Source organism: Bacillus massiliglaciei, from assembly GCF_900098925.1.
Classification (GTDB): domain Bacteria; phylum Bacillota; class Bacilli; order Bacillales; family DSM-1321; genus Peribacillus; species Peribacillus massiliglaciei.
Map to the genome: position 1 here is coordinate 697,374 of NZ_LT622359.1, position 21,459 is coordinate 718,832.

Here is a 21,459-nt window from a genome sequence, read left to right on the forward strand (position 1 = left end):
CAAAATGAATGTGCTGGTTTATTTCAGCCATTTTGAAATGGAGGAATACGAGCTATGGCTAAGAAAATGCCGGAGATCGGTGATTATAAATATGGCTTCGCGGACAGAGACGTTTCGATTTTCCGTTCTAAGCGCGGCTTGACTAGAGAAATCGTTGAAGAAATTTCACGTATGAAGGAAGAGCCACAATGGATGCTTGATTTCCGTTTGAAATCATTGGAGCATTTTTACAACATGCCAATGCCTCAATGGGGCGGAGACCTAAACAGCTTGAATTTTGATGAAATCACGTATTATGTAAAACCATCTGAGAAATCAGAGAAATCATGGGATGAAGTTCCTGATGAAATCAAACAAACATTTGATAAGCTGGGAATTCCTGAAGCTGAGCAAAAATACTTGGCTGGGGTTTCTGCCCAATATGAATCAGAAGTGGTTTACCACAACATGAAAGAAGATCTTGAAGAAATGGGTATTGTTTTCAAGGATACCGATTCAGCTTTAAGAGAAAATGAAGATATTTTCCGTGAACACTTCGGAAAAACAATTCCGCCAACTGATAACAAGTTTGCGGCATTGAACTCAGCAGTATGGTCAGGCGGATCATTCATCTACGTACCGAAAGGCGTAAAAGTGGATACACCGCTTCAAGCTTATTTCCGCATCAACTCTGAAAACATGGGTCAATTCGAAAGAACATTGATCATTGTGGACGAAGGTGCGCATGTACACTATGTAGAAGGCTGTACAGCTCCGGTTTATACAACCAATTCATTGCACAGTGCGGTTGTTGAAATCGTCATTAAGCGTGATGCTTACTGCCGTTACACAACGATCCAAAACTGGGCAAACAACGTATATAACCTTGTTACAAAGCGTGCCGTATGTGATGCCAATGCTACGATGGAATGGATTGACGGAAACATCGGTTCAAAATTAACGATGAAATACCCAGCTGTTATCCTGAAAGGCGAAGGAGCAAGAGGAATGACTCTTTCTATCGCCATTGCCGGTAAAGGCCAGCATCAGGATGCGGGTGCTAAAATGACTCACTTGGCTCCAAATACTTCTTCTACCATTGTTTCTAAGTCTATTTCGAAACAAGGCGGAAAAGTAACATATCGCGGTATTGTACATTTCGGCAGAAAAGCAGACGGCGCTCGTGCAAATATTGAGTGCGATACGCTGATTATGGATAATAAATCTACTTCCGATACAATCCCGTACAATGAAATCTTGAACGATAACATTTCTCTTGAGCACGAAGCGAAGGTTTCCAAGGTATCAGAAGAACAATTATTCTATCTGATGAGCCGCGGTATCTCTGAGCAGGAAGCTACAGAAATGATCGTAATGGGCTTCATCGAGCCATTCACAAAAGAACTACCAATGGAATACGCTGTTGAAATGAACCGTCTGATCAAGTTTGAAATGGAAGGTTCAATCGGTTAATCAATAGTAGTTTTTATACGAAGAAGGCGGACTTTGATGTTCGCCTTCTTCTTTTTTGCAAAAATTAAAAAGTCTCCTGTTAGATGATTCAGTGACAGCAGAAAAATTAAAGAAAAATGATCATTGTTTTATAACGGGCCTAATCATATAATGGTGTGAAAAAAGGATGCGTCTCATGCCGATTAATTCATTTGAAAACTACCCGATGAGCTGGAAGCCAACTCTTAATAAAATGGAAAAGCCTATTTATCGTGCACTTGCCCGACAATTAGAGCAGGATATTGTAAAAGGAGTTTTATTGCCAGGAACGAAACTTCCGCCTCAGAGAGAACTTGCTGATTATTTAGATGTAAATGTAAGCACCGTTTCGAAAGCTTTTAAAGCGTGTGAGTTAAAGGGCTTGTTGAGTGCGGCTGTTGGGAGCGGTACTTTTGTTTCCTATGATGCCTTGTCGAATGCTTATTTATTGGAAGATACCAAACCGAAGCATTTAATCGAAATGGGGGCTACGCTCCCTGACAATGCTTCTTATGAACCGCTGCAGCTCCAGCTTAAGAGTATGCTGCAAGAAACCGATTATGAAAAATGGTTTGGCTATGGCCGGGCAGGAGAAAGCCTTTGGCAAAAGGATGCTGCAATCAAGCTAATCCAAAGAGGCGGTTTTGAGACAACCGTTGATCATATTTTATTTGCAAACGGAGGCCAAAATGCGATTGCTGCTACGCTGGCCAGCCTTTGCAAGCCAGGTGATCGCATCGGTGTGATGATCATACATACCCTGGGTTAAAAACGGCAGCAGCCATGCTTAGTGTGCAGATTGTTCCGATTAAATCAGAGAACGGTGAAATGAGTCCGGCTGCATTTGAACATGCATGTAAAAATGAAAATATTAAAGGTGTTTACTTAATTCCTGATTGTCATAATCCGACCGCTTCTTTTTTGTCTGTTGAGAATCGGAAAAGAATTGCGGCTGTTGCCAAAAAGTATAATCAGTTCGTTATTGAAGATGCATCCTACCATCTTCTCAGCAGTGAACCGCTCCCGGCAGTCGCATCATTTGCCCCGGAGCAAATTATACGTGCTTGGGTGCTAAGACAGGCAACTTTCGCTGGCTGCTTTTACCGGGCAAAATAACGGGGGCTGAATTTGAAACGGTAGCTGCACAGCAGGGAGTTCAAGTATATGCAGCAGAGCGATTTGTAGTTGGAAACAGGTGTCCGGAAAGGGCTGTGAGAGTTTCCGTATGTGCGCCTGATACAATTGGGGAGCTGGAGCAAGGATTAAAAATCCTTAAACGTTTGTTAAAGGCGCTGGCTTAATATTGTTTGCCGCACAATTATGATATTGTGCGGCTTTTTTTATGCGTGTTATGATGATGCAAACAATGGAAGATTTTCATAAATGTGATTTTGGGGAGAGGCAGGTATGTAACGGTGAAAAATGAGACGGCGAAAAAGGCAGACGTTCAGTCTGCAAGTCTGCAAAGCTATATTCAATCTTCGGAAAAGCAAGAAAAATTATACAAACGTACATTATTCATTGTAAGTATCTCGCAAATTTTTGGAGGGGCGGGCTTAGCAGCAGGCGTAACGGTCGGGACACTTCTTGCACAGCATATGCTTGGCACCGATGCGTTTGCTGGCATTCCCATTCCTTCCGCTTTATTTACATTAGGATCAGCAGGAGCCGCATTATTAGTAGGAAGACTCTCACAGCGCTGGGGCCGTAGGATGGGTCTTGGAACCGGCTTTATACTGGGAGGACTCGGAGCAATAGGAGTGATTATTTCAGCAATCATACATAGTATTTATCTGTTATTTGCTTCTCTTCTTGTGTATGGTGCAGGTTCCGCAACGAATTTACAGGCACGTTACGCTGGTACGGACTTAGCAAATAGCAAACAGAGAGCAAACTGCGGTTAGTCTTACGATGGTTTTTACAACTTTTGGTGCAGCCGCAGGCCCGAACTAGTGGGTGTAATGGGCGATGTCGCAGTCTCTGTCGGTATTCCGTCCCTTGCCGGTCCATTTATTTTAGCGGCAGCTGCCTATCTCTTAGCAGGACTTATTCTTTTCCTATTTCTTCGGCTGGACCCATTCATTATTACAAGAATGATTGATACAGCCAAACAAGATCATACTAAAGGACAAGAAGCAGCAGCCGTTCATGCGGAAAATAAAAGGGGGATCATCGTCGGGGCAGCTGTGATGATTCTTACACAAATAGTCATGGTTGCCATTATGACTATGACGCCGGTGCAAATGAAACATCATGGTCATAGCTTGGATGCGGTCGGTCTTGTGATTGGATTTCATATAGCGGCTATGTATCTTCCGTCACTTTTCACAGGTGTCCTTGTTGACAGGCTTGGACGTAAGGCTATGGCTGCTGCTTCTGGAATCACACTGCTTCTTGCAGGTCTTATAGCAGCAGTTGCACCGGGAGACTCCATGAACCTTTTTGTCATCGCTCTCTCCCTACTTGGATTAGGGTGGAACTTTGGGGTGATAAGCGGAACCGCATTCCTTGTTGATTCAGCTGCCCCTTCCGAACGGGCTAAAACGCAAGGTACTGTTGATGTCTTTATTGCCCTGTCAGGAGCTGCCAGCGGGGTTTTGTCAGGAATGATTGTGGCAGGCTCAAGTTATTCAGCATTATCCATTGCTGGGGGTTTAGTATCCCTATTGCTTATTCCGGCAGTCATTTGGTATCGGGGAGACAGGGTGTTAAAAGAAAAATAGAATGGTTAATGGCCGGGCGGTTATAAATCAGCTAAATAAGCATGAAAACGGCATCCGAACAGACGTATTCGAATGCCGTTTTTCGGGATACAGGGTTACATCATTTTTTGGGCAAAGCAGCTTTTTTAGGAATGGAGACATGGACACCTTGCAATTCATCAACCACCTGGGTAATGGAGAAGTCGGCAGCAACACTTATAAACGAGTAGGCGTCTTCGCGTGAGAGCCCGTAATGCTGCTGAAGAAATTTCAGCATTTCCAGTGAAGCTTTGCGAGTCGCAAGATTTAAATCAGGATCAAATCCATGAGTAATCCACGAGGATGACGTTTCGAGAAGCGGGGAGGAGAATGAACAATCCTTGCGCACTTTTACACGGATTAAACAATTCATCGAGGTTTCGATAGCAGTCCCGCTTAATTCACTGTCCCCTTGCGCTAAATGACAGTCGCCTAATGAAAGAAGTGCTCCTTCATTCCATACAGGGTAATACATAGTGGAGCCGGCACCGATTCGCCAGTTGTCAAGGTTGCCCCCATGTACACCGGGAGGGACGGTACTGAAACGTCCGTGTTTCTCAGGTGCAACGCCCATCGTGCCTATATGAAGGCGTACTGGTATCTGCATATTTTGCAATGCAGGCACACGTCCAATAGAATGGGGTTCAATAATTTTTCCGTTTACATTGTATGGACCAGGGTAATCGTATGCAAATTTCGCCGTTAACCATTGACCTTCAGAGTCTATTTCGTAAATGGTTACCCTTTCTTTCTCATTCATTTCCTGATGTAAATACCCCCATGAGGCTGTAAGATTTGAGCCATAAGGAAAGCGTGGGGTCAGCTGAAGAATTTCTACTTCTAAAGTATCTCCAGGCTTTGAATCTTGTACGTAAATCGGCCCAGTTAGAAGATGCGGGCCTGGATTTCTTTGTTCCGGAGGGATAGCACGATAAATTTCTTCAATGGTCTCATCCATTAATAAATCAGGTGCATCTCCAGCATGATGAGTAATGGTTTCAACATGTATTAAATCTCCTGATTTAACTGTTAACACTGGTGCGATCGATTGGTCAAAGTATCCCCAATGTACGGTTTGCGGATTGGCTGGCAATGTATGTAATACAGTATCTTCCCCGATTGATAATCCTGATTTTGTTATACTATTCATGCTTAAATCCCCCTTTATCAATGTTCTTGTTTTTCATACTATGCACTCCAAACTGGTATTTGCGTTTGTCCCAGACAGCCAAGATCCCTCTCCCTCCGCCATTGGGCCGAGCATACTTTCATTATAAAAACAAATTTGAGAATTTTATTAAAAAATGTGAGGTTTTCTTACATGGTTTTTGCGCTTTAAATGGGAAAGTGAAAAAAACGGTTATTCGTTCAGTTTGTAAATAAGTGTTTAGGTTGCCTTTATTTTTGCAGATCTTTTCAAATCGGCAGTTCCATTTATATGTGATAGAATATGGATTAAAAGAGGAAAATCTAGAAGGTTAATAAGAAGATTGCAGGGTAGAAGAATAAGAAAGAGAAGGGGGGCAGCAGAATATGATATTTCTTGGATTAACGGGATGGGGCGACCATGAATCTCTCTATACTGATAAGATATCCGCCCGTGATAAATTGAGGGAATATGCTGCACACTTCCCGATTGTTGAAGTGGATGCCTCCTTCTATGCGATACAGCCTAAACGGAATAGTGAAAAATGGACAGCGGAGACTCCAGCTGGCTTCCGTTTCATTGTAAAAGCCTATCAGGGCATGACCGGCCATCAGAGAGGACAAATTCCTTTTGAAAGCAAAAAGGAGATGTTTGCTGCATTTCGGGATTCATTAGAGCCTTATCAAGCGGCAGGGAAGCTTGCGATGGTTCTTTTTCAGTTTCCGCCTTGGTTTAATTGTACAAAGGAAAATGTCCAGTATTTAAGATGGTGCAAGGCTGAGATGGAGGATATTCCGGCAGCTATTGAGTTCCGGAATCAAAGCTGGTACAGCGAAGAATACGGACAGCAGACTTTGAAATTTCTTGCGGATGAAGGATGGATTCATACAGTGTGTGACGAACCGCAGGCGGGAGAGGGGTCTGTTCCCATTATTCTCAAATCAACAAATCCGTTAAAGACGCTTGTTCGTTTTCATGGGCGGAATGTTCATGGGTGGAAGAAGCCTTCGTCAGGAAATTGGCGGGAGGTACGGTATTTATACAGATATAATTGGAAGGAATTAGAAGAGTGGAAGGGTAAATTAAAGGAGCTGGAGAAAGGAAGTAAGGATATCTTTGTTCTTTTCAATAATAATTCCGGCGGGGATGCGGCAGACAACGCAAAGCAAATGATTGAACTGCTCGAAATTGAGTATGAAGGGTTGGCTCCGAAACAGCTAAATTTATTTTAGAAGAATAAATCCTATAGGTCAGGCGGGATAGTATGGAATGGGTATTATTGGTGATTATCGGTGCAGCCGCAGGCACCTTGGGGGCATTAGTCGGTCTTGGCGGCGGAATTATCATCGTTCCGGCTCTTTTATATTTTGGTACAGCAACAGACTGGCTTCATGATCTCGCTCCCAGGACTGCGGTCGGAATATCAACCGTTATTATGATCTTTACAGGGCTGGCATCGACGCTTTCTTATTTGAAGAGAAAAATTGTCGATTACAAAGCAGGACTAATATTCTTCATAGGAAGCGGACCCGGCGGAATATTGGGCGCCCATGTGAATAAAATTTTGGATGTTGAGTCATTTTATATTTATTTTGGAATATTCATGATCCTTATGGCTGTCGTTTTACTGGTTAAAAATCGTTTGCGCCCTATGGTTTTTAAAGAAGGAAAAGGCAAAGTGCTGAATACATATATAGATGAAAAGAAAAACCAGTCTATCGTATATGGTTATCATCCCGCTGCTGCTGTTCTAATCTCCTTTATTGTCGGCTTTACATCGGGGATTTTTGGAATTGGAGGAGGATCTCTCATTGTTCCTGCCATGATTTTGCTGTTTTTCTTCCCTCCGCACGTGGCTGTAGCAACGTCCATGTTTTTAGTTTTCCTGACGTCTGTCACAAATTCAATTACGCATGTGGCACTTGGGAATGTTTATTGGCCGTATGCCTTGGTTCTCATACCAAGTGCCTGGGCAGGGGCAAAACTGGGAGCATATATAAATTCCAAAATTGCAGGCAAGTCCCTTGAAACCATACTGAAGGCAGCGATGGTTTTGATTGGCTTGCGCCTGATATACCAAGGACTGACAGGATGAAAGGTGGAAATACAATGGAGGAGATTATCCATTTATATCATACAAATGATCTTCACAGCCATTTTGAAAACTGGCCGAGAATACGGGAATTTTTAAAAGAAAGAAAAAAACTGCATAAAGAAACCGGGGAAGAAGCCATTATTGTGGATATAGGGGACCATGTCGATCGGTGGCATCCCTATTCTGAAGGAACCCTTGGAAAGATTAATGTGGAGCTGCTTAATGAAGCCGGATACCAATATGTAACCATCGGCAATAATGAAGGCATCACCCTCCCGCATGAAGCGTTGGATTCCCTTTATGAGAACGCTGATTTCAAAGTGCTGGCTGCTAATCTTTATAACGTAAATGGTGTGCGTCCTGATTGGGCGCAGCCTTATTGGATACATAAAACTGAAAAAGGGACAAAAATTGCCATAATCGGACTGACTGCTTATTTTCAAAAGTTTTATTCTGCCCTTGACTGGGAAATTCGTGAACCGTTTGGAGAATTGCATACACAGTTGGATGAGATTAAGAAAAAAGCGGATATGATTGTGATCCTCTCCCATCTTGGCATCCATGACGATGAAAAAATGGCTGAAGATTTTCCGGAAGTGGATGTCATTTTGGGAGGACATACCCACCATGTGCTACATCAAGGGAAAATGGTGAAAAATTCTCTGATTGGCGGAGCCGGAAAACATGGTTTTTTTGTTGGACAGGCTGAAATTCAAAGGGACTCTGCAGGAAAAATCACCAAAAGAAATGCCTATTTATATGATACAAATGAGCTTCCTGAATCGAAAAGTGAAAAGGAATGGATTGACGGAATGTATCAGACTGGAAGAAAAAAGCTTCAGCAAGAAGTGCTTGTTCTTCCCTGCGATTTAGAAAGCGATTGGTTTGAAAGCAAGGAGCTTTCCAGATTACTATGTGAGGCTTTGCGGGAGTGGACGAATGCGGACTGCGCTTTTGTAAATGCAGGCCTTCTGTTGGAAGGACTGAAGAAAGGGCCAGTTACAATTGGGGATATCCATTATATCCTCCCTCACCCAATCAATCCTTGTATCGTGAAATTGAGCGGAACGGAATTGAAAGAAATTTTGCTGCAGTCCAGAGACTCAGATTGGCCGCATATGCAGGTTAAAGGCTTCGGGTTTCGAGGAAAAGTTATGGGCATGATGGTGTATGACCGTATAGGATTTGTGGAGACTCCAGAAGGAATCGTGAAGCAAATCATGATAGATGGAATCGAACTTGACCCGAAAAAAAGGTACAGACTGGCGATTCCGGATATGTTTACATTCGGCTATTTTTTTCCGCAAATACAAAGATCTGTCCAGAAGGAATATATGATGCCGGAGTTTTTGCGGGACATTCTTTTGTGGAAATTAAAAAAAGTATATGCTGTTTCCAGATAGCCTGTCACGATTTCGTACTTTCCTCATAAAATGATGGTGGAAGGAAAGGAGCGAATCGACTTGATACAAATGGAGCCAATTGTTATAAAAGGCCATACATTCCTGGCTATTTCTGTTCAGCTGCCTAAAACGAATTTGCTCGCTGTTACCTCGGAGAAAGGGTATATTATGTGCGGAGCCCTGGATGTGCAGTTATTGAATGAGAAGCTGTCGGACAGAAAAATCATTGCCGGAAGAGCCACCGGAGTTAAAACGATCGAACAGCTGCTTGAGGCCCCTTTGGAGTCCGTTACTCATGAAGCCCGCAGGTTAGGAATTGAACCGGGACTGCAAGGCAAACAAGCGTTATTAAAAATGATATGAAGAAAATTTCCAGCCAGGCCTGTGATGAGCCTGGTTTTTTATTCCTGTTTTCTGTCCAGAAATTTGCCGAATACAAGTTGATATTTTAGAGATATGGCCGATAAAGGATATATATACATACTGACTTATGAAAAAACATTGATGATAGGGAACAGGCAAAGTTTTTAAATTTCTGGCTGATTTCATGAATGGCAGGATGCTTTGCCGGTCTATTTTTTAGATGATGAAAAAGGGTGCCCAAAATATGAATAGCTTAAGAGAAGCGGAAAAGAAAATAGAAGAAGCTCTTTCAAATGTCCGGGATCACAGCTCTGTTGATGCTTCAGTACTTTTAGGTAAAACTGCTGATAAAGTGTGTTTACTGGCGGAAGCCCTGCTTCAAGAAGTGAAAGGCAATAAAGAGATTATGAGGCTGTTAGCGAATGTGTACGTGTATGATTCTAATGTATTCACCCATTCATTAAATGTGACCGTCTACTCCCTTTTAATCGGTTTAAAAACCAATATGAATGAGAAGGATTTACAGACATTGGGAATGGGGGCCATTTTGCATGATGTGGGGAAAATGTTTATTCCTTGTGAGATTATGATGAAACCTGGGAAATTAACGGAAGAGGAATTTATTCAGATTCAGAAACATGCAGAATATGGTTACGAACTGATTAGGAGTATCCCGTTTCTGAGTCCTGAGATTTCCATCTGTGCCCATCAGCATCATGAACGTCTTGACGGATCAGGCTATCCCAATAGACTTACGGCTGAGGAAATTCATCCATTTGCCCAGATTATTGCGATCGCAGATGTATACGATGCCGTCACCTCGAATCGGGTGTATCGGTCAGCTATGCTTCCATTTGAAGGACTAGAAATATTAAATGCAGGAGCTGGGATTCAATTTAGCCAGACAATCCTTAACGCGTTTAGAAAATCTGTTGCTTTTTATCCAAATGGGCTGCGTGTGGAATTGAACGATGGCAGAAAAGGAAAAGTGATTGCCCAAAATAGTCTGCAGGGAGATCGGCCCATTATTCAGATTGAAATAGAAGCATGTGATGCAGAAAGACAGCCTGATGTTGATTTGCTGGCACAGCCGCACCTCAACATCGTAAAAGCTGCCATATAAGAAAAATTATTTTCGGGTCAGTTCTTGCCGTTCCCAAAGCTTTAGAGATGGATAAGGATCAAAACTCCATTCGGTAAATCCATTATCTTTATACAATCCGAAGTGAAGGTGCGGCGGGAATTTTCCGGAGGTGCCCGGAGGACCATAGCCGGTGCTGCCGACTCCGCCAATCACTTGACCTGGCTTCACAGTCTGGCCGGCCTTTAGGTCTTTTGAAAAACCGCTGAGATGGGCAAAATAATGGTAGGTATTATTCAAGTCCCTGATGCCTATTCTCCAGCCGCCGTATTTATTCCACCCTTTCATTTCAATCACGCCGTAGCATGTAGAACGAACCGGAAGACCATAATCAGCAAAAAGGTCTGTTCCTTCATGAATTCGCCGTCCGCCCCAGCCTCTGGGATCACCCCATGTATCCCGATAGGTATATTCCGATTTTACAGGGAGCGGAAAAGCTTTTTGCTGAAGATCCAGTTTGCCGTAAGCTTTGTAGATTTTGGCGTTATTCATTATGATACTGACTGCTTTGTCCCGTTTGTAATAATCCCATAACCCGATTCTGATGTTTTCTTCATCGGTTCCATAATACATTAAGTGTTTAGCAAAAGAGTAAAGCCGATCAAAATCATTATTCAGGTCCGCTTTTCCATCTCCGTCCCCATCTAATCCTAGGCCTTCGAACAAGCTGATAGACAGAGGATTGATATCTGTTTTATCAGGGTTAAGAGGACCCGTCCACCTGACTGGATCCATATAAATGCCTACTGGTCCTTTTGCATCCTCTCGATCATGAAGGGCCTTTCGCAAGGTATGTTCATATTGGTCCGCGCCTGCAATATAATACCATGGAATTTGCAGAACGGCTTCTATATTTTTGTAGTACTGCATTCTTATCGTATAGTTATCTGAAGCCGCCGCTGTATTGGCCTGTGCCTTACTTTGAAATACCCCGGAGATAAGGAAGATGGCGATAAAAAATGATAAATATTTTTTTTTCACAAGGAAGCTCCCTTCGTTCGTTCTTCCTATAGTTTTACAAATTCAGCAAGAATCATGAAAATTAATTTATGGAAAATACCTATTCAGGGTTTGAAAATAGGCTCCTGCAGTGGTTTTTTTCTTTTGCAGGAGCCGTGTATAAGCTACAATAAAAGAACATATCGGTCAGAAATTTTTTGTGTTTTCATGAATGTTTTCATGATTATTTTTTTCTTCAGTCAGTTCTCCGTTTTCATTCTCGCTTTCACTCATAGTGAATCCTTGCGGTGACTTCAGCATTTGTTCCACCGTTTTTTCGATCATATATTCGATATCCCGGTTATTGGATCCTAATGTCGCAAAGTTTTCTACATTTTGGGCTAATGCTTTATTATCACTGACATAGACATGGTAAAAGCGGGGAACAGCTGACATGGCGGTTCTTTTTACCTGATCTGCCGTTTCGTTCCGATTGTTTGAATCTGTTTGATAGACGATGAGAACTTCTTCATCTGTTACAAGGGCAGATACATCCTCCACATTCGGTATCTGGATACAGAGTGAAGAAATGACTTTTGCAAGTTCTTCTCTGTTGAGCATAGGTGTGCTTTTACCTGGATCCTGTCCCTCTATGGCGGCACTGTTCATCCGAACAAACCCGAAATCTTCGGCTGAACGATTTGTATTTTGATAATCCTCATCATAATAGCGGATGGGATTTCCCATATTTGCAGGGTTAATGGATTCGCTTTCCTTCAATCCTGCGCTGCCTTTGTTTTCAGAACAGGCTGTTAAAGCTAAAATAGAACTTATCCCGACTGTTACTATTATTTTTTGCAATTGGCCACCCCCTTGAAGATAGGATAGACATTTTTTATCGGGAATTCGCTTAGTAATTGATGGGGAATCAGTTATAATTTAAAAAAGGCAAGCATTTGAGAGGTGAAATAAATGATCAGCATCAATAATTTGTCATATGAAATCATTGAGGATTATCGGGAAGGGTTTAATGAAGAGGCATTCAAAACCCGACATAGTGAAATCCTGACAAAATATGATTATATTGTGGGAGACTGGGGGTACGGTCAGCTAAGGCTGCGCGGCTTTTTTGATGACCAAAATCCGAAGGCTACCTTTGATACAAAAATAAGCACATTGTCTGAATACTTATATGAATACTGCAATTTTGGCTGCCCCTATTTTGTAGCTAAAAAAATCCGCAAGTAATGATTCCCTGTTAGGAGCCGAGACTGTCTGAATCGAAAGAGAAGATCCGGACAGGGTACAGGGATGATAAACAGGGCCCGAAAGAGATTCGGGCTCCTTTTTTAATCATTGCCATATCCATCATACGGTGACTGTGAGTCTCTGTCAGGAGCATCATGAGGCTGGTGGGCTCCCGGGAATTCACGGGGCATTCCTTCATGAAGGGATTTATTTTCCCAATTGAATGCTGTGTAATAGCGCTGCCCCTCTTCCCAATCTGTACTTTTATTTTCAACTGGTGCTTCAGCTCCCAATGCCGATCCATATGGACCTTCGGGAAATTCCTCTGGCACCAAAAAGTTTCTTTGCTTTTCCACATTAGACAATTCATGATATTTCTTGTTCTTGCTCATAGCTGTTCCCCCTTTATGCACCGTCTAGTATCAGGGTGCCCAAAGAAAGAGAAAAGCTTTCTTTATTAAATGATTTCCAGCAAAAAGCCCGCCAGTTCTTTAGCTTCGGCTTCAGAGATTTGAAAAGCGTGTTCAAGATACCCTTCTTCCTCTAAATCATCCGGCCCTATTATGGCAAATCTGCTTCCCTGCATGTTTAAAACCAATTTTTTACCATAAAATCGATCTGTCATCATGATTGCCAGATCAAATCGGGATTCTTCTCCCATAAAGCTGACAAAGCGTGTTTTTGTATCTAATAAATCATTATATAGGAAAAACCGTTCGTTCATTTATTCCTCTCCTTTTTCTAACCCATAAGCTTTTGCTGAGTATTATCATATCAAAACTCCTTCTTCTATAGTACATAATCCGGCTGAAAAATTATAGCCAGGTTCCATGCTCTTCTTTCGTTATTTTTTCATGGGAATTATGGATTAAATTCGATAAATTTCAACAATTTATGCTAAAATATAGGTAATATAACCCGGTAAATAGGTATTGTTTCCAGTTTGTCCTATTAATGAGAAAGGAGGAAAATATGACTAATTGGTTTAAGGTTTTTATGCCTCTTTCTAGATTGCAGTTTTACCCGCCAAAATTTATCATCAGAAATCCAGTTGTTCGCATAGTAGAAAGGTCCTTTGATGAAGGATTTCATGTAATCGTCAGTGTATTTAATCTGCACAATCTTACTGAAATAAGAGAAAACCTCTCTTCGAAAGAATATCCTCTTTTTTTAGCTGCCTTGAGAGCTGCCTTTAAAGAGTCTGTGCTTGCTGTGATGAAGGCAGAGGATATCCTGAATCTTCATGATCATAACAGCGTTGGCTTAACGCTGATTCACCGAACGGAAAATTGCAGAAAGACGATTGCTGAGATGGATGGCATCCTTTTCGATATAGAAGAACAGGTACAGCGGTTGATGAGCGGATTTTCTCCAGAGCTGAAAAGACTGAGCATACGGAGAGGCTACATGTTCTTGGAAAAGGAACCTATTGTAGAAAGGTCATTGAATAAAGCACAGCACCAAGCTCAGGCTATGGCGGAACAAGCCAAAGGTAAAACCCATTACGATACACTTTCTGCCATACGCCATATGATTCAGGAAGAGAATATCCGGTTATTGGCTCAGCCCATATTCGATGTTGAAACGAAAAGTATCAAAGCGTATGAAGTTTTGACAAGGGGACCGGCTAATACGGAACTTGAAAATCCGCTAACCCTCTTTACTTTAGCGCGGCAGACCGGAACTCTTTATGAAGTAGAAAAGCTTGTCATGAAAAAATCATTTGAACAAATATCTCAAAATGAATCTGGGCAGACTGTGTTTATTAATTTTTCTCCTCTGACGATAGGGAGACAAGAATTTATTTCAGATATTATAAGCTCTTTAAAGAGATTTCCGAAGGTTTCGGCTGATCAAATTGTCATTGAAGTGACAGAACGGGAAAGGGCGGATGATCAAAAGGGCTTTTCTGAAAACATCAAAATATTGAAGCAATTAGGCTTTCGTTTGGCGTTGGATGATACGGGAGCCGGCTACTCCAACTTAAATTCCATTATTGAAATCATGCCGGATATTATTAAGGTAGACCGTTCAGTCATCCAAGAGATTGATCAAAGCCCGATTAAAGAGTCGATGTTAAAAGGGATTTTGCTGATTGCCAAAGAAACAGGGTCCACTGTAGTGGCAGAAGGAATTGAGACTGCAGGAGAAGCTATGGTATTATCAAAGAATAAGGTTGATCTGGCACAAGGCTTTTTTTATGCCAAGCCTTCGAATGTAAGAAATATTCCGCTGTCACCTAAGAACAGAAAGGATCTGGACAAATGTACTTTGTAGATAGGCAAAAAATTGAACAAATCTTATGTTTTCTGGAAAAACAGCTAGACTTTCTTGAAAAAAGAGAAATGAAAGATGATTATTCTAAGCTTGCGATGGAAAGGGCTGTTCAAACGTCAATTGACGCTGTCCTTGATGTTGGGAATGCTCTTATTGATGGTTTTATTATGCGTGATCCAGGAAGTTATGAGGATATCATAGATATTTTATTAGATGAAAAAGTAATTGCTGCTGATGCAGCAAATCAATTTAAGTCGATCCTCCCTTTGCGGAAAATGCTTGTTCAGGATTACATGGAAGTATCCCATGAAAGGTTGGAAGAAGGTTTTAACAAGAGTCTTCCCGCTTTCCGAACATTTCCGGAAGTTGTCCGAAACTATTTAACGACTGAATTGGGACCTGTATCAGCCTTTAAAAACTAAGCTGTATCATAAACTGTGCTGTGGGCTGACGTTTAAAGACCTGTTCACTCATTTTCACCATTATAGGCAGACGTTACAGCAGGAACAGCCAAAAAAGGAGTTTGGAAAGGAGGGTAAATCTTGAAATCATATCAAGGATACCTTATTGATTTGGACGGAACGATGTATCGCGGCACAGAAGAGATTGCGGAAGCTGCGAACTTTATTGAACAATTAAGAAAAAGAGAGATCCCTTATTTATTTGTAACCAATAATTCCTCTCGCACACCCGCTCAGGTAGCGAGTAAACTGCGTGATTTTAGAATACCAACAACAGAGGAACAAGTCTTCACGACCAGTATGGCAACTGCAAATTTCATTGCGGAAAGAAAGGCGGATGCCGCGGTTTATGCGATAGGGGAAGAAGGCATTCTTGAAGCACTGAAAGAAAAAGGCTTAACTTTAACAGAGGAAAAACCGGAATTTGTGGTTGTTGGAATCGACCGGGGCATTACATATGAAAAGCTTGCAATAGCATGCCTTGGTGTCCGCAATGGGGCCAAATTCATTTCAACGAATGGGGATATTGCCATACCGACTGAACGAGGGCTCCTTCCAGGAAATGGAGCTTTAACTTCTGTTATTACTGTTTCCACTCAAGTAGAACCTATATTCATTGGAAAGCCTGAAGCGATTATTGTGGAGCAGGCTCTGAAGGTGCTTGGTGTTCCTAAAGACCAAGTTCTTATGGTAGGGGATAATTATGATACTGATATTTTGGCAGGCATTAACGCGGGAATTGATACGCTCCTTGTTCATACTGGCGTAACATCCAGGGAACATCTTAAAGGGTATGATATTCAGCCTGTGCATGCGGTGGATACATTGGATCAGTGGAAATTTGAATAATGCGTTATTCGCTAAAAAGGCATGAATTCCGGTACAGACCGAATTCATGCCTTTTTTATTCTCCTTTTTTATTCTGTTTTCCGCGAACTGTGCGCAAGCCTGCTCGAGGCAGCAGCAGCGATTGCTCCTACTATATCATCCAGGAATGTATGGATTTTCCCCGTGCTTTTGTCATTTAAATATTGGAGGATTCCAGGCTTTTGCTTGTCGATGTAACCGTAATTGGTAAAGCCGATGGAGCCATAGACATTCACGATGGAGAGCGCTAGAATTTCATCCACACCATATAAGCTTTCATCTATCTGTATTGTGTTTTGGAGAGGGGATTCGAGCATCCCTTTTTCTGCAAGTATATCCAGCTGAATGCCGGTTAAAATAGCGTTCTGCACTTCCCGTTTTGAGAGGACTCTCTCTACGTTTTGAATACACTCAGACATTTGGAGGTCTGGGTGGTAGCTGGATTGGAGGTACATGACCAGTTCAGCGATGTCTTCAATACGGACCCCTCTGTCCTGAAGCCATTTTCTTGCTGTCTGTTCGGAAAGAGATAATTCATTCATATCCATATTATCACCTTTTTATTTTATTTTTCGTGATTCCTTAAAAAAGTACAGAAGCGGTGAACTGGAATACAGCTGTAATCTCATACAGCTCAATCTTTCATTTCTATATGAAAAAATACAGATTCCAATAACCATGACATATACATATATTGTCCAGCACTTACTATTTCAACCCATAGAAGGGCGGCCTGTTTATGATTGAAGAAATCATTTATCACTACTACGGGATACAGGTGGAAAGAGAAGAGCCTGATAATCGGTTCCCAAGCTTTATTTCTGGCAATAATTTATATACGATTATCCCATTGGAAACATTGGATGAAGATGAGCTTTATGAAAGGCAGCTGATGTCTGAGCATTTGCTGCTGCAAGGGGATCGATATGTTTCGGCATTTGTCTTGGCACAGCATGGAAGCTATGTGTCAGAAGCAGAAGAGCAATTGTTCATTCTGCTCATGAACGAGATAAGGGAAGCACCAAGAAATCAGCATCTTGGCCGCAGGATGGCCAAATTCCATCAAAGGGGACGGAGTATCAATGAACCGATGAAAAGATGCTCACGAATAGGTCAATGGAAAACACTGTGGGAACATAGAATCGACCAAATTGAGAAGCTTTGGAGCGAAAAACTTCATACCCACCCGAGTAATGAATTTGAAAGGTTATTTATAGAGACTTTCCCTTATTATATGGTGCTTGGTGAAAATGCGATCCAATATTTGGTTGATACGGAGATTGATGATGAACCGGGAGCAGTTGACAGCGGAACCATTTGTTATGAAAGGTTTTCCGCTAAGACATGGGGAACAGAGAAATGTATAAAAAATCCGTTTGACTGGCTGATCGACCATGGTACGAGAGATGTAGCAGAAGTGACGAGGGAACACTATTTTCAGAATGTCCACACCCATCAGAGGTGGCTGGCCCAATTTTTTTATGATTATCAGAGCGTGATTCCATTCTCGAGTTTTTCAGCTCGGCTGTTATATTCAAGAATGCTTTTTCCTATTCATTATTTTGAGACGGTTGAAGCTTATTTTGCTAATAATGATGAATCAAGGTCGAATGAACTGGAGGATAGAATGAAGCAATATATTCGGGGATCCCAAGGCTATGAGCAGTTTTTGAAAAATTTTTATGATTTGGCTCAGATTCCGGCAAAGTATCTAAGTCTTCCCGCAATTGATTGGATTTAACTGAAAAATCCCTCTTTTTGTAAGCCTCCCTATGTTATCATGATAAGGGGGCTTTTTTAAATGATCGGTTTCCGCTTTTTGGGCGGCTGTGTTTAAAGGAATTGACTCATATATTGTAAACTTCAAAATAATACTCTATTGTATATTTTCTAACTATTGATAATTATTAATAAAAGACCTATAATGTCTACTATACATAAACAATTGTTTGTATCAGGGATACAGTTAGGGGAGGGTTCATTATGAAGGCCATTTCGATTGGTTTATTAGGGTTAGGAACAGTAGGATCGGGTGTCGTCAAAATCATTGAAAGCCATCAGGATAAACTCATGCATCAGATTGGCTGCCCGGTAAAAGTCAGTAAAGTTTTAGTGAAAAACATGGAGAAAGAGCGGGCTGTTGCGATTGATAAGAATTTATTGTCATCAAGGCCTGAAGAGGTGCTCGAAGATCCTGAAATTGACGTCATTATTGAGGTAATGGGCGGTATTGAAGAAACGAGAGAATATATACTTCAGGCCCTTCAAAATAAAAAGCATGTCGTAACAGCGAATAAAGACTTGATGGCATTGTACGGCGCAGAGCTTTTACAGACAGCCACCGAAAATGAATGTGATCTTTTCTATGAAGCAAGTGTAGCCGGAGGGATCCCGATTCTCCGCGGATTAACAGACGGTCTATCATCAGACAGGATTACTAAAATGATGGGAATCGTTAATGGGACGACGAACTTCATTTTGACAAAGATGAGCAAGGAAGGAAGACCCTATGAAGAGGTTTTGAAAGAAGCGCAGGAATTAGGATTTGCCGAAAGTGATCCTACGGCAGATGTAGAGGGACTGGATGCTGCAAGGAAGATGGCTATTTTGGCAACGCTCGGTTTTTCAATGAATGTTGAGCTTGATGATGTAATGGTTGAGGGGATTACGAACATTTCAGAGGAAGATCTGGAATACAGCAAAACATTGGGATATACGATGAAACTGATTGGAATGGCTTCAAGAAGCGGAAACAATGTGGAAGTCAGTGTACAGCCTGCCCTTCTTGCTGAAAGTCATCCGCTGGCATCTGTAAATAATGAATATAATGCGGTATATGTATACGGTGAGGCAGTAGGGGAGACTATGTTTTACGGTCCTGGTGCAGGAAGCCTTCCGACAGCTACTGCTGTAGTATCAGACCTTGTCGCAGTGCTTAAAAATTTAAGGCTGGGTGTCAATGGAAGAAGTGCCATTTCCCCGCAATTTCCTAAGTCATTAAAAAGAAGTGACGAAATATTCGCCAAGTTTTTTATCAGACTTCATGTGAAAGATGAAGTCGGCGTGCTGGCCAAGATCACGAATATATTCGCGGAGCATGGGGTAGGCTTTGATAAGATTCTTCAGCTTCCTTTAACCGATCACGGGGCTTCGGAAATTGTTCTAGTCACCCATAAGGCTTCTATGGCTGCCTTTGAGCAAATTAAACAAAAGCTGAATGACTTTGAGATGGTCAATCAAATCAAGAGTACATATCGAGTGGAAGGAGAGGACAATAAATGACATGGAAAGGCTTGATCGCTCAATACAGACCATATCTTCCTGTTTCGGAACATACCCCGGGACTTACACTGCTAGAGGGGAATACGCCTTTAATCCCTTGTAAAAGTCTTTCTGAAAAATGGGGAATCGATCTCCATGTAAAATATGAAGGGGCCAACCCTACAGGTTCATTTAAAGACCGGGGAATGGTCATGGCTGTCGCAAAGGCCATTGAAGAAGGCAGTGATACGATTATCTGTGCTTCTACCGGCAACACTTCGGCGGCTGCTGCTGCATATGCAGCACGTGCCAATTTGCGCTGTATCATTGTTATTCCAGATGGAAAAATTGCAATGGGCAAGCTGGCGCAGGCGGTTATGTACGGTGCAGAAATTATTTCAATTAAAGGGAATTTCGATAATGCCCTTCAGATTGTACGGAAAATCAGTGAGAGTTCGCCTATTACCCTAGTGAATTCAGTCAATCCATATCGTATTGAAGGACAAAAGACGGCGGCCTTTGAAATTGTTGATGCCTTAGGATCAGCTCCTGATATTTTGGCTCTTCCAGTCGGTAATGCCGGGAATATTACGGCGTATTGGAAGGGATTCAAAGAGTACAATGAGCGTAATAAAACAGGCCTACCTGAGATGAGAGGGTTTGAAGCGGAGGGAGCGGCTGCCATTGTCAGAGGCCAAGTGATTGAAAATCCAGAAACGATCGCCACTGCTATTCGAATCGGTAATCCAGCCAGCTGGAGTTATGCGGAAGAAGCTGCGAATGAATCCAATGGTAAGATTGATCAGGTGACAGACGAGGAAATCCTTGAAGCCTATCATTTACTTGCCAGAACAGAAGGGGTCTTTGCTGAACCTGCCTCCTGCGCTTCTATTGCGGGAATCTATAAGCAGCTGAAGAGCGGTGAGATTAAGAAGGGAAGCAAGATTGTTGCTGTTCTTACCGGGAATGGCCTGAAAGATCCCAATGTTGCGGTCGATACAAGTTCAATCAGTCCAGTCTTACTGCCAATGGATGAAAAAGTGATTCTTGACCACTTACAAGGTGTGAATCAGCCATGATTCAAGAAGCGGGGATGTTTCGGATCCGGGTGCCGGCTAGCACAGCTAATTTAGGGCCTGGATTTGATTCAATAGGCTTGGCTCTTAACTTATATTTAGAAGTCTATGGATCGCTCTCAGATAAATGGGAGATTACTCCATTAACGGAGGATATGAAACAATTTCCTGCTGACGAAACCAATTTTATTGTTCAAATTGCTATGAAAACGGCTGCGTTTTATGGAAAAGAACTTCCGCCCTGCCGATTATTCGTTTCAAGCGAAATACCATTAGCCCGCGGCCTTGGAAGCAGTGCATCGGCCATTGTCGCCGGAATAGAATTGGCGGATACAGCTTTGGCTCTTCATTTATCTGCAGAAGAAAAAAGCAGACATGCTTCCTCTTTTGAAGGACATCCCGATAACGCGGGAGCTTCGGTATTTGGCGGACTTGTCGTTGGATATCATGCTGCAGATTATACAAAAGTCATTCACTTTCCAGTTGAGGATCTTGCAGTGATGGCAGTCATCCCTGATTTTGAATTGCTGACGGAAGATTCCAGAAATGTCCTTCCTGCACATTTAACCTATCAAGATGCTATTCGCGGGAGCGCTGCATCCAATCTCTTAGTAGCAGCAGCAATGACAAATGATTGGAGCATCTTAGGCAAGATGATGCAGAGAGACCCTTATCACCAGCCGTATCGAGCCCGTTTAGTTCCGCATCTTCGGAAGGCTGAAGAAATTGCCGGCATCTGCGGAGCGTATGGCACTGCATTGAGCGGAGCAGGTCCTACCGTTCTTAGTCTCGTTGAGGAAAACCGGACTGAAACGCTCAAGCACTCTTTTGAAAAAGCTTTTCCCAGCTATGATATAAGAAGGCTGGGAGTGGATAATATCGGCAGTCAGGTATCTGTTCTGTCATCGGAAGAATTCTCTGCTTTGGACTTTTCCATGCTGAGGTAAACAGCACAAAAAAGCTGATTTCC

Annotated in this window: 20 protein-coding genes and 2 pseudogenes; 16 read left to right on the forward strand and 6 right to left on the reverse strand. The window is 42.2% G+C overall.

Translation table 11 applies throughout. The annotated features are described in order from the left end of the window. Positions 1 to 54 precede the first annotated feature (54 nt). From sufB to BQ4305_RS15385, 3 genes and pseudogenes are all read left to right on the forward strand, one after another. Positions 55 to 1,452, forward strand: a complete 1,398-nt coding sequence (gene sufB, locus BQ4305_RS15375) for a Fe-S cluster assembly protein SufB (protein WP_110928588.1) — start codon at positions 55 to 57, stop codon at positions 1,450 to 1,452. A 175-nt stretch (positions 1,453 to 1,627) separates the two neighbouring features. After that, positions 1,628 to 2,771 (forward strand): annotated as a pseudogene (locus BQ4305_RS15380) (aminotransferase-like domain-containing protein). Between the two features lie 114 nt (positions 2,772 to 2,885). Next, positions 2,886 to 4,193 (forward strand): annotated as a pseudogene (locus BQ4305_RS15385) (MFS transporter). 100 nt (positions 4,194 to 4,293) lie between these two features. Here the strand turns inward: BQ4305_RS15385 and BQ4305_RS15390 are convergent. Then, on the reverse strand, positions 4,294 to 5,361 hold the full coding sequence (locus BQ4305_RS15390) for an acetamidase/formamidase family protein (protein ID WP_110928589.1): 1,068 nt from the start codon (positions 5,359 to 5,361) through the stop codon (positions 4,294 to 4,296). Between the two features lie 383 nt (positions 5,362 to 5,744). Here BQ4305_RS15390 and BQ4305_RS15395 point away from each other — a divergent pair, with 383 nt between their 5' ends. From BQ4305_RS15395 to BQ4305_RS15415, 5 genes are all read left to right on the forward strand, one after another. Further along, positions 5,745 to 6,590 (forward strand): DUF72 domain-containing protein, encoded by an 846-nt coding sequence (locus BQ4305_RS15395; RefSeq protein WP_110928590.1) that lies wholly within the window; start codon positions 5,745 to 5,747, stop codon positions 6,588 to 6,590. A gap of 32 nt (positions 6,591 to 6,622) precedes the next feature. Then, positions 6,623 to 7,453, forward strand: coding sequence for a sulfite exporter TauE/SafE family protein (locus tag BQ4305_RS15400; protein WP_110928591.1), 831 nt, complete (start codon positions 6,623 to 6,625; stop codon positions 7,451 to 7,453). Between the two features lie 14 nt (positions 7,454 to 7,467). Then, a complete protein-coding gene (locus BQ4305_RS15405) occupies positions 7,468 to 8,856 on the forward strand; it encodes a bifunctional metallophosphatase/5'-nucleotidase (protein WP_110928592.1) in 1,389 nt (462 codons plus the stop codon). A 69-nt stretch (positions 8,857 to 8,925) separates the two neighbouring features. Next, positions 8,926 to 9,219, forward strand: coding sequence for a YunC family protein (locus BQ4305_RS15410; protein WP_407640167.1), 294 nt, complete (start codon positions 8,926 to 8,928; stop codon positions 9,217 to 9,219). A gap of 244 nt (positions 9,220 to 9,463) precedes the next feature. Then, the gene (locus BQ4305_RS15415; RefSeq protein ID WP_199880703.1) at positions 9,464 to 10,342 is read left to right on the forward strand and encodes an HD-GYP domain-containing protein; all 879 of its coding nucleotides are present in this window, start codon (positions 9,464 to 9,466) and stop codon (positions 10,340 to 10,342) included. 6 nt (positions 10,343 to 10,348) lie between these two features. On the opposite strand, the gene BQ4305_RS15420 is transcribed toward BQ4305_RS15415, so the two are convergent. Then, positions 10,349 to 11,341 carry a M23 family metallopeptidase gene (locus BQ4305_RS15420; RefSeq protein WP_407640158.1) on the reverse strand — a complete coding sequence of 331 codons (993 nt, stop codon included), beginning with the start codon at positions 11,339 to 11,341 and terminating at the stop codon, positions 10,349 to 10,351. A 165-nt stretch (positions 11,342 to 11,506) separates the two neighbouring features. Further along, complete coding sequence (locus tag BQ4305_RS15425; RefSeq protein ID WP_110928595.1) at positions 11,507 to 12,160, reverse strand: YhcN/YlaJ family sporulation lipoprotein; 654 nt, start codon at positions 12,158 to 12,160, stop codon at positions 11,507 to 11,509. 111 nt (positions 12,161 to 12,271) lie between these two features. Here BQ4305_RS15425 and BQ4305_RS15430 point away from each other — a divergent pair, with 111 nt between their 5' ends. Beyond that, a complete protein-coding gene (locus BQ4305_RS15430; protein WP_110928596.1) occupies positions 12,272 to 12,547 on the forward strand; it encodes a YutD family protein in 276 nt (91 codons plus the stop codon). Between the two features lie 101 nt (positions 12,548 to 12,648). Here the strand turns inward: BQ4305_RS15430 and BQ4305_RS15435 are convergent, their stop codons facing one another. Continuing rightward, complete coding sequence (locus BQ4305_RS15435) at positions 12,649 to 12,939, reverse strand: cytosolic protein (RefSeq protein ID WP_110928597.1); 291 nt, start codon at positions 12,937 to 12,939, stop codon at positions 12,649 to 12,651. A 65-nt stretch (positions 12,940 to 13,004) separates the two neighbouring features. After that, positions 13,005 to 13,271 carry a DUF3055 domain-containing protein gene (locus tag BQ4305_RS15440; RefSeq protein WP_110928598.1) on the reverse strand — a complete coding sequence of 89 codons (267 nt, stop codon included), beginning with the start codon at positions 13,269 to 13,271 and terminating at the stop codon, positions 13,005 to 13,007. A gap of 248 nt (positions 13,272 to 13,519) precedes the next feature. On the opposite strand from BQ4305_RS15440, the gene BQ4305_RS15445 reads away from it, so the two are divergent. The 3 genes from BQ4305_RS15445 (at position 13,520) to BQ4305_RS15455 (ending at position 16,134) form a co-directional block, all read left to right on the forward strand. Next, on the forward strand, positions 13,520 to 14,824 hold the full coding sequence (locus BQ4305_RS15445; protein ID WP_199880704.1) for an EAL domain-containing protein: 1,305 nt from the start codon (positions 13,520 to 13,522) through the stop codon (positions 14,822 to 14,824). Beyond that, entirely contained in the window at positions 14,812 to 15,246 is a 435-nt protein-coding gene (locus BQ4305_RS15450) for a DUF86 domain-containing protein (RefSeq protein WP_110928600.1), read from the forward strand. The genes BQ4305_RS15445 and BQ4305_RS15450 overlap by 13 nt, the downstream gene beginning before the upstream one ends. 120 nt (positions 15,247 to 15,366) lie before the next feature. Beyond that, positions 15,367 to 16,134, forward strand: coding sequence for a TIGR01457 family HAD-type hydrolase (locus BQ4305_RS15455; RefSeq protein ID WP_110928601.1), 768 nt, complete (start codon positions 15,367 to 15,369; stop codon positions 16,132 to 16,134). A 68-nt stretch (positions 16,135 to 16,202) separates the two neighbouring features. On the opposite strand, the gene BQ4305_RS15460 is transcribed toward BQ4305_RS15455, so the two are convergent. Next, a complete protein-coding gene (locus BQ4305_RS15460; RefSeq protein ID WP_407640159.1) occupies positions 16,203 to 16,700 on the reverse strand; it encodes a phosphatidylglycerophosphatase A family protein in 498 nt (165 codons plus the stop codon). 191 nt (positions 16,701 to 16,891) lie between these two features. Here BQ4305_RS15460 and yutH point away from each other — a divergent pair, with 191 nt between their 5' ends. The 4 genes from yutH to thrB all read left to right on the forward strand — a co-directional run bounded on the left by yutH (position 16,892) and on the right by thrB (position 21,436). After that, the gene (yutH, locus tag BQ4305_RS15465; RefSeq protein ID WP_110928602.1) at positions 16,892 to 17,893 is read left to right on the forward strand and encodes a spore coat putative kinase YutH; all 1,002 of its coding nucleotides are present in this window, start codon (positions 16,892 to 16,894) and stop codon (positions 17,891 to 17,893) included. A 242-nt stretch (positions 17,894 to 18,135) separates the two neighbouring features. Then, on the forward strand, positions 18,136 to 19,434 hold the full coding sequence (locus BQ4305_RS15470) for a homoserine dehydrogenase (protein ID WP_110928603.1): 1,299 nt from the start codon (positions 18,136 to 18,138) through the stop codon (positions 19,432 to 19,434). Further along, positions 19,431 to 20,492, forward strand: coding sequence for a threonine synthase (gene thrC, locus BQ4305_RS15475; RefSeq protein ID WP_110928604.1), 1,062 nt, complete (start codon positions 19,431 to 19,433; stop codon positions 20,490 to 20,492). The genes BQ4305_RS15470 and thrC overlap by 4 nt, the downstream gene beginning before the upstream one ends. After that, positions 20,492 to 21,436, forward strand: a complete 945-nt coding sequence (gene thrB / locus BQ4305_RS15480; RefSeq protein ID WP_110928837.1) for a homoserine kinase — start codon at positions 20,492 to 20,494, stop codon at positions 21,434 to 21,436. The genes thrC and thrB overlap by 1 nt, the downstream gene beginning before the upstream one ends. Positions 21,437 to 21,459 lie beyond the last annotated feature (23 nt).

Excerpts from the sequence above, each read along its gene's own strand:
- BQ4305_RS15400 (WP_110928591.1), top strand. The coding sequence starts at position 6,623 with ATGGAATGGGTATTATTGGTGATTATCGGTGCAGCCGCAGGCACCTTG.
- BQ4305_RS15415 (WP_199880703.1), top strand. The coding sequence starts at position 9,464 with ATGAATAGCTTAAGAGAAGCGGAAAAGAAAATAGAAGAAGCTCTTTCA.
- BQ4305_RS15435 (WP_110928597.1), bottom strand. The coding sequence starts at position 12,939 with ATGAGCAAGAACAAGAAATATCATGAATTGTCTAATGTGGAAAAGCAA.
- BQ4305_RS15390 (WP_110928589.1), bottom strand. The coding sequence starts at position 5,361 with ATGAATAGTATAACAAAATCAGGATTATCAATCGGGGAAGATACTGTA.
- BQ4305_RS15470 (WP_110928603.1), top strand. The coding sequence starts at position 18,136 with ATGAAGGCCATTTCGATTGGTTTATTAGGGTTAGGAACAGTAGGATCG.
- BQ4305_RS15395 (WP_110928590.1), top strand. The coding sequence starts at position 5,745 with ATGATATTTCTTGGATTAACGGGATGGGGCGACCATGAATCTCTCTAT.
- BQ4305_RS15445 (WP_199880704.1), top strand. The coding sequence starts at position 13,520 with ATGACTAATTGGTTTAAGGTTTTTATGCCTCTTTCTAGATTGCAGTTT.
- yutH (WP_110928602.1), top strand. The coding sequence starts at position 16,892 with ATGATTGAAGAAATCATTTATCACTACTACGGGATACAGGTGGAAAGA.
- BQ4305_RS15430 (WP_110928596.1), top strand. The coding sequence starts at position 12,272 with ATGATCAGCATCAATAATTTGTCATATGAAATCATTGAGGATTATCGG.
- BQ4305_RS15440 (WP_110928598.1), bottom strand. The coding sequence starts at position 13,271 with ATGAACGAACGGTTTTTCCTATATAATGATTTATTAGATACAAAAACA.
- BQ4305_RS15410 (WP_407640167.1), top strand. The coding sequence starts at position 8,926 with ATGGAGCCAATTGTTATAAAAGGCCATACATTCCTGGCTATTTCTGTT.
- BQ4305_RS15450 (WP_110928600.1), top strand. The coding sequence starts at position 14,812 with ATGTACTTTGTAGATAGGCAAAAAATTGAACAAATCTTATGTTTTCTG.
- thrC (WP_110928604.1), top strand. The coding sequence starts at position 19,431 with ATGACATGGAAAGGCTTGATCGCTCAATACAGACCATATCTTCCTGTT.
- BQ4305_RS15460 (WP_407640159.1), bottom strand. The coding sequence starts at position 16,700 with ATGGATATGAATGAATTATCTCTTTCCGAACAGACAGCAAGAAAATGG.
- sufB (WP_110928588.1), top strand. The coding sequence starts at position 55 with ATGGCTAAGAAAATGCCGGAGATCGGTGATTATAAATATGGCTTCGCG.
- BQ4305_RS15405 (WP_110928592.1), top strand. The coding sequence starts at position 7,468 with ATGGAGGAGATTATCCATTTATATCATACAAATGATCTTCACAGCCAT.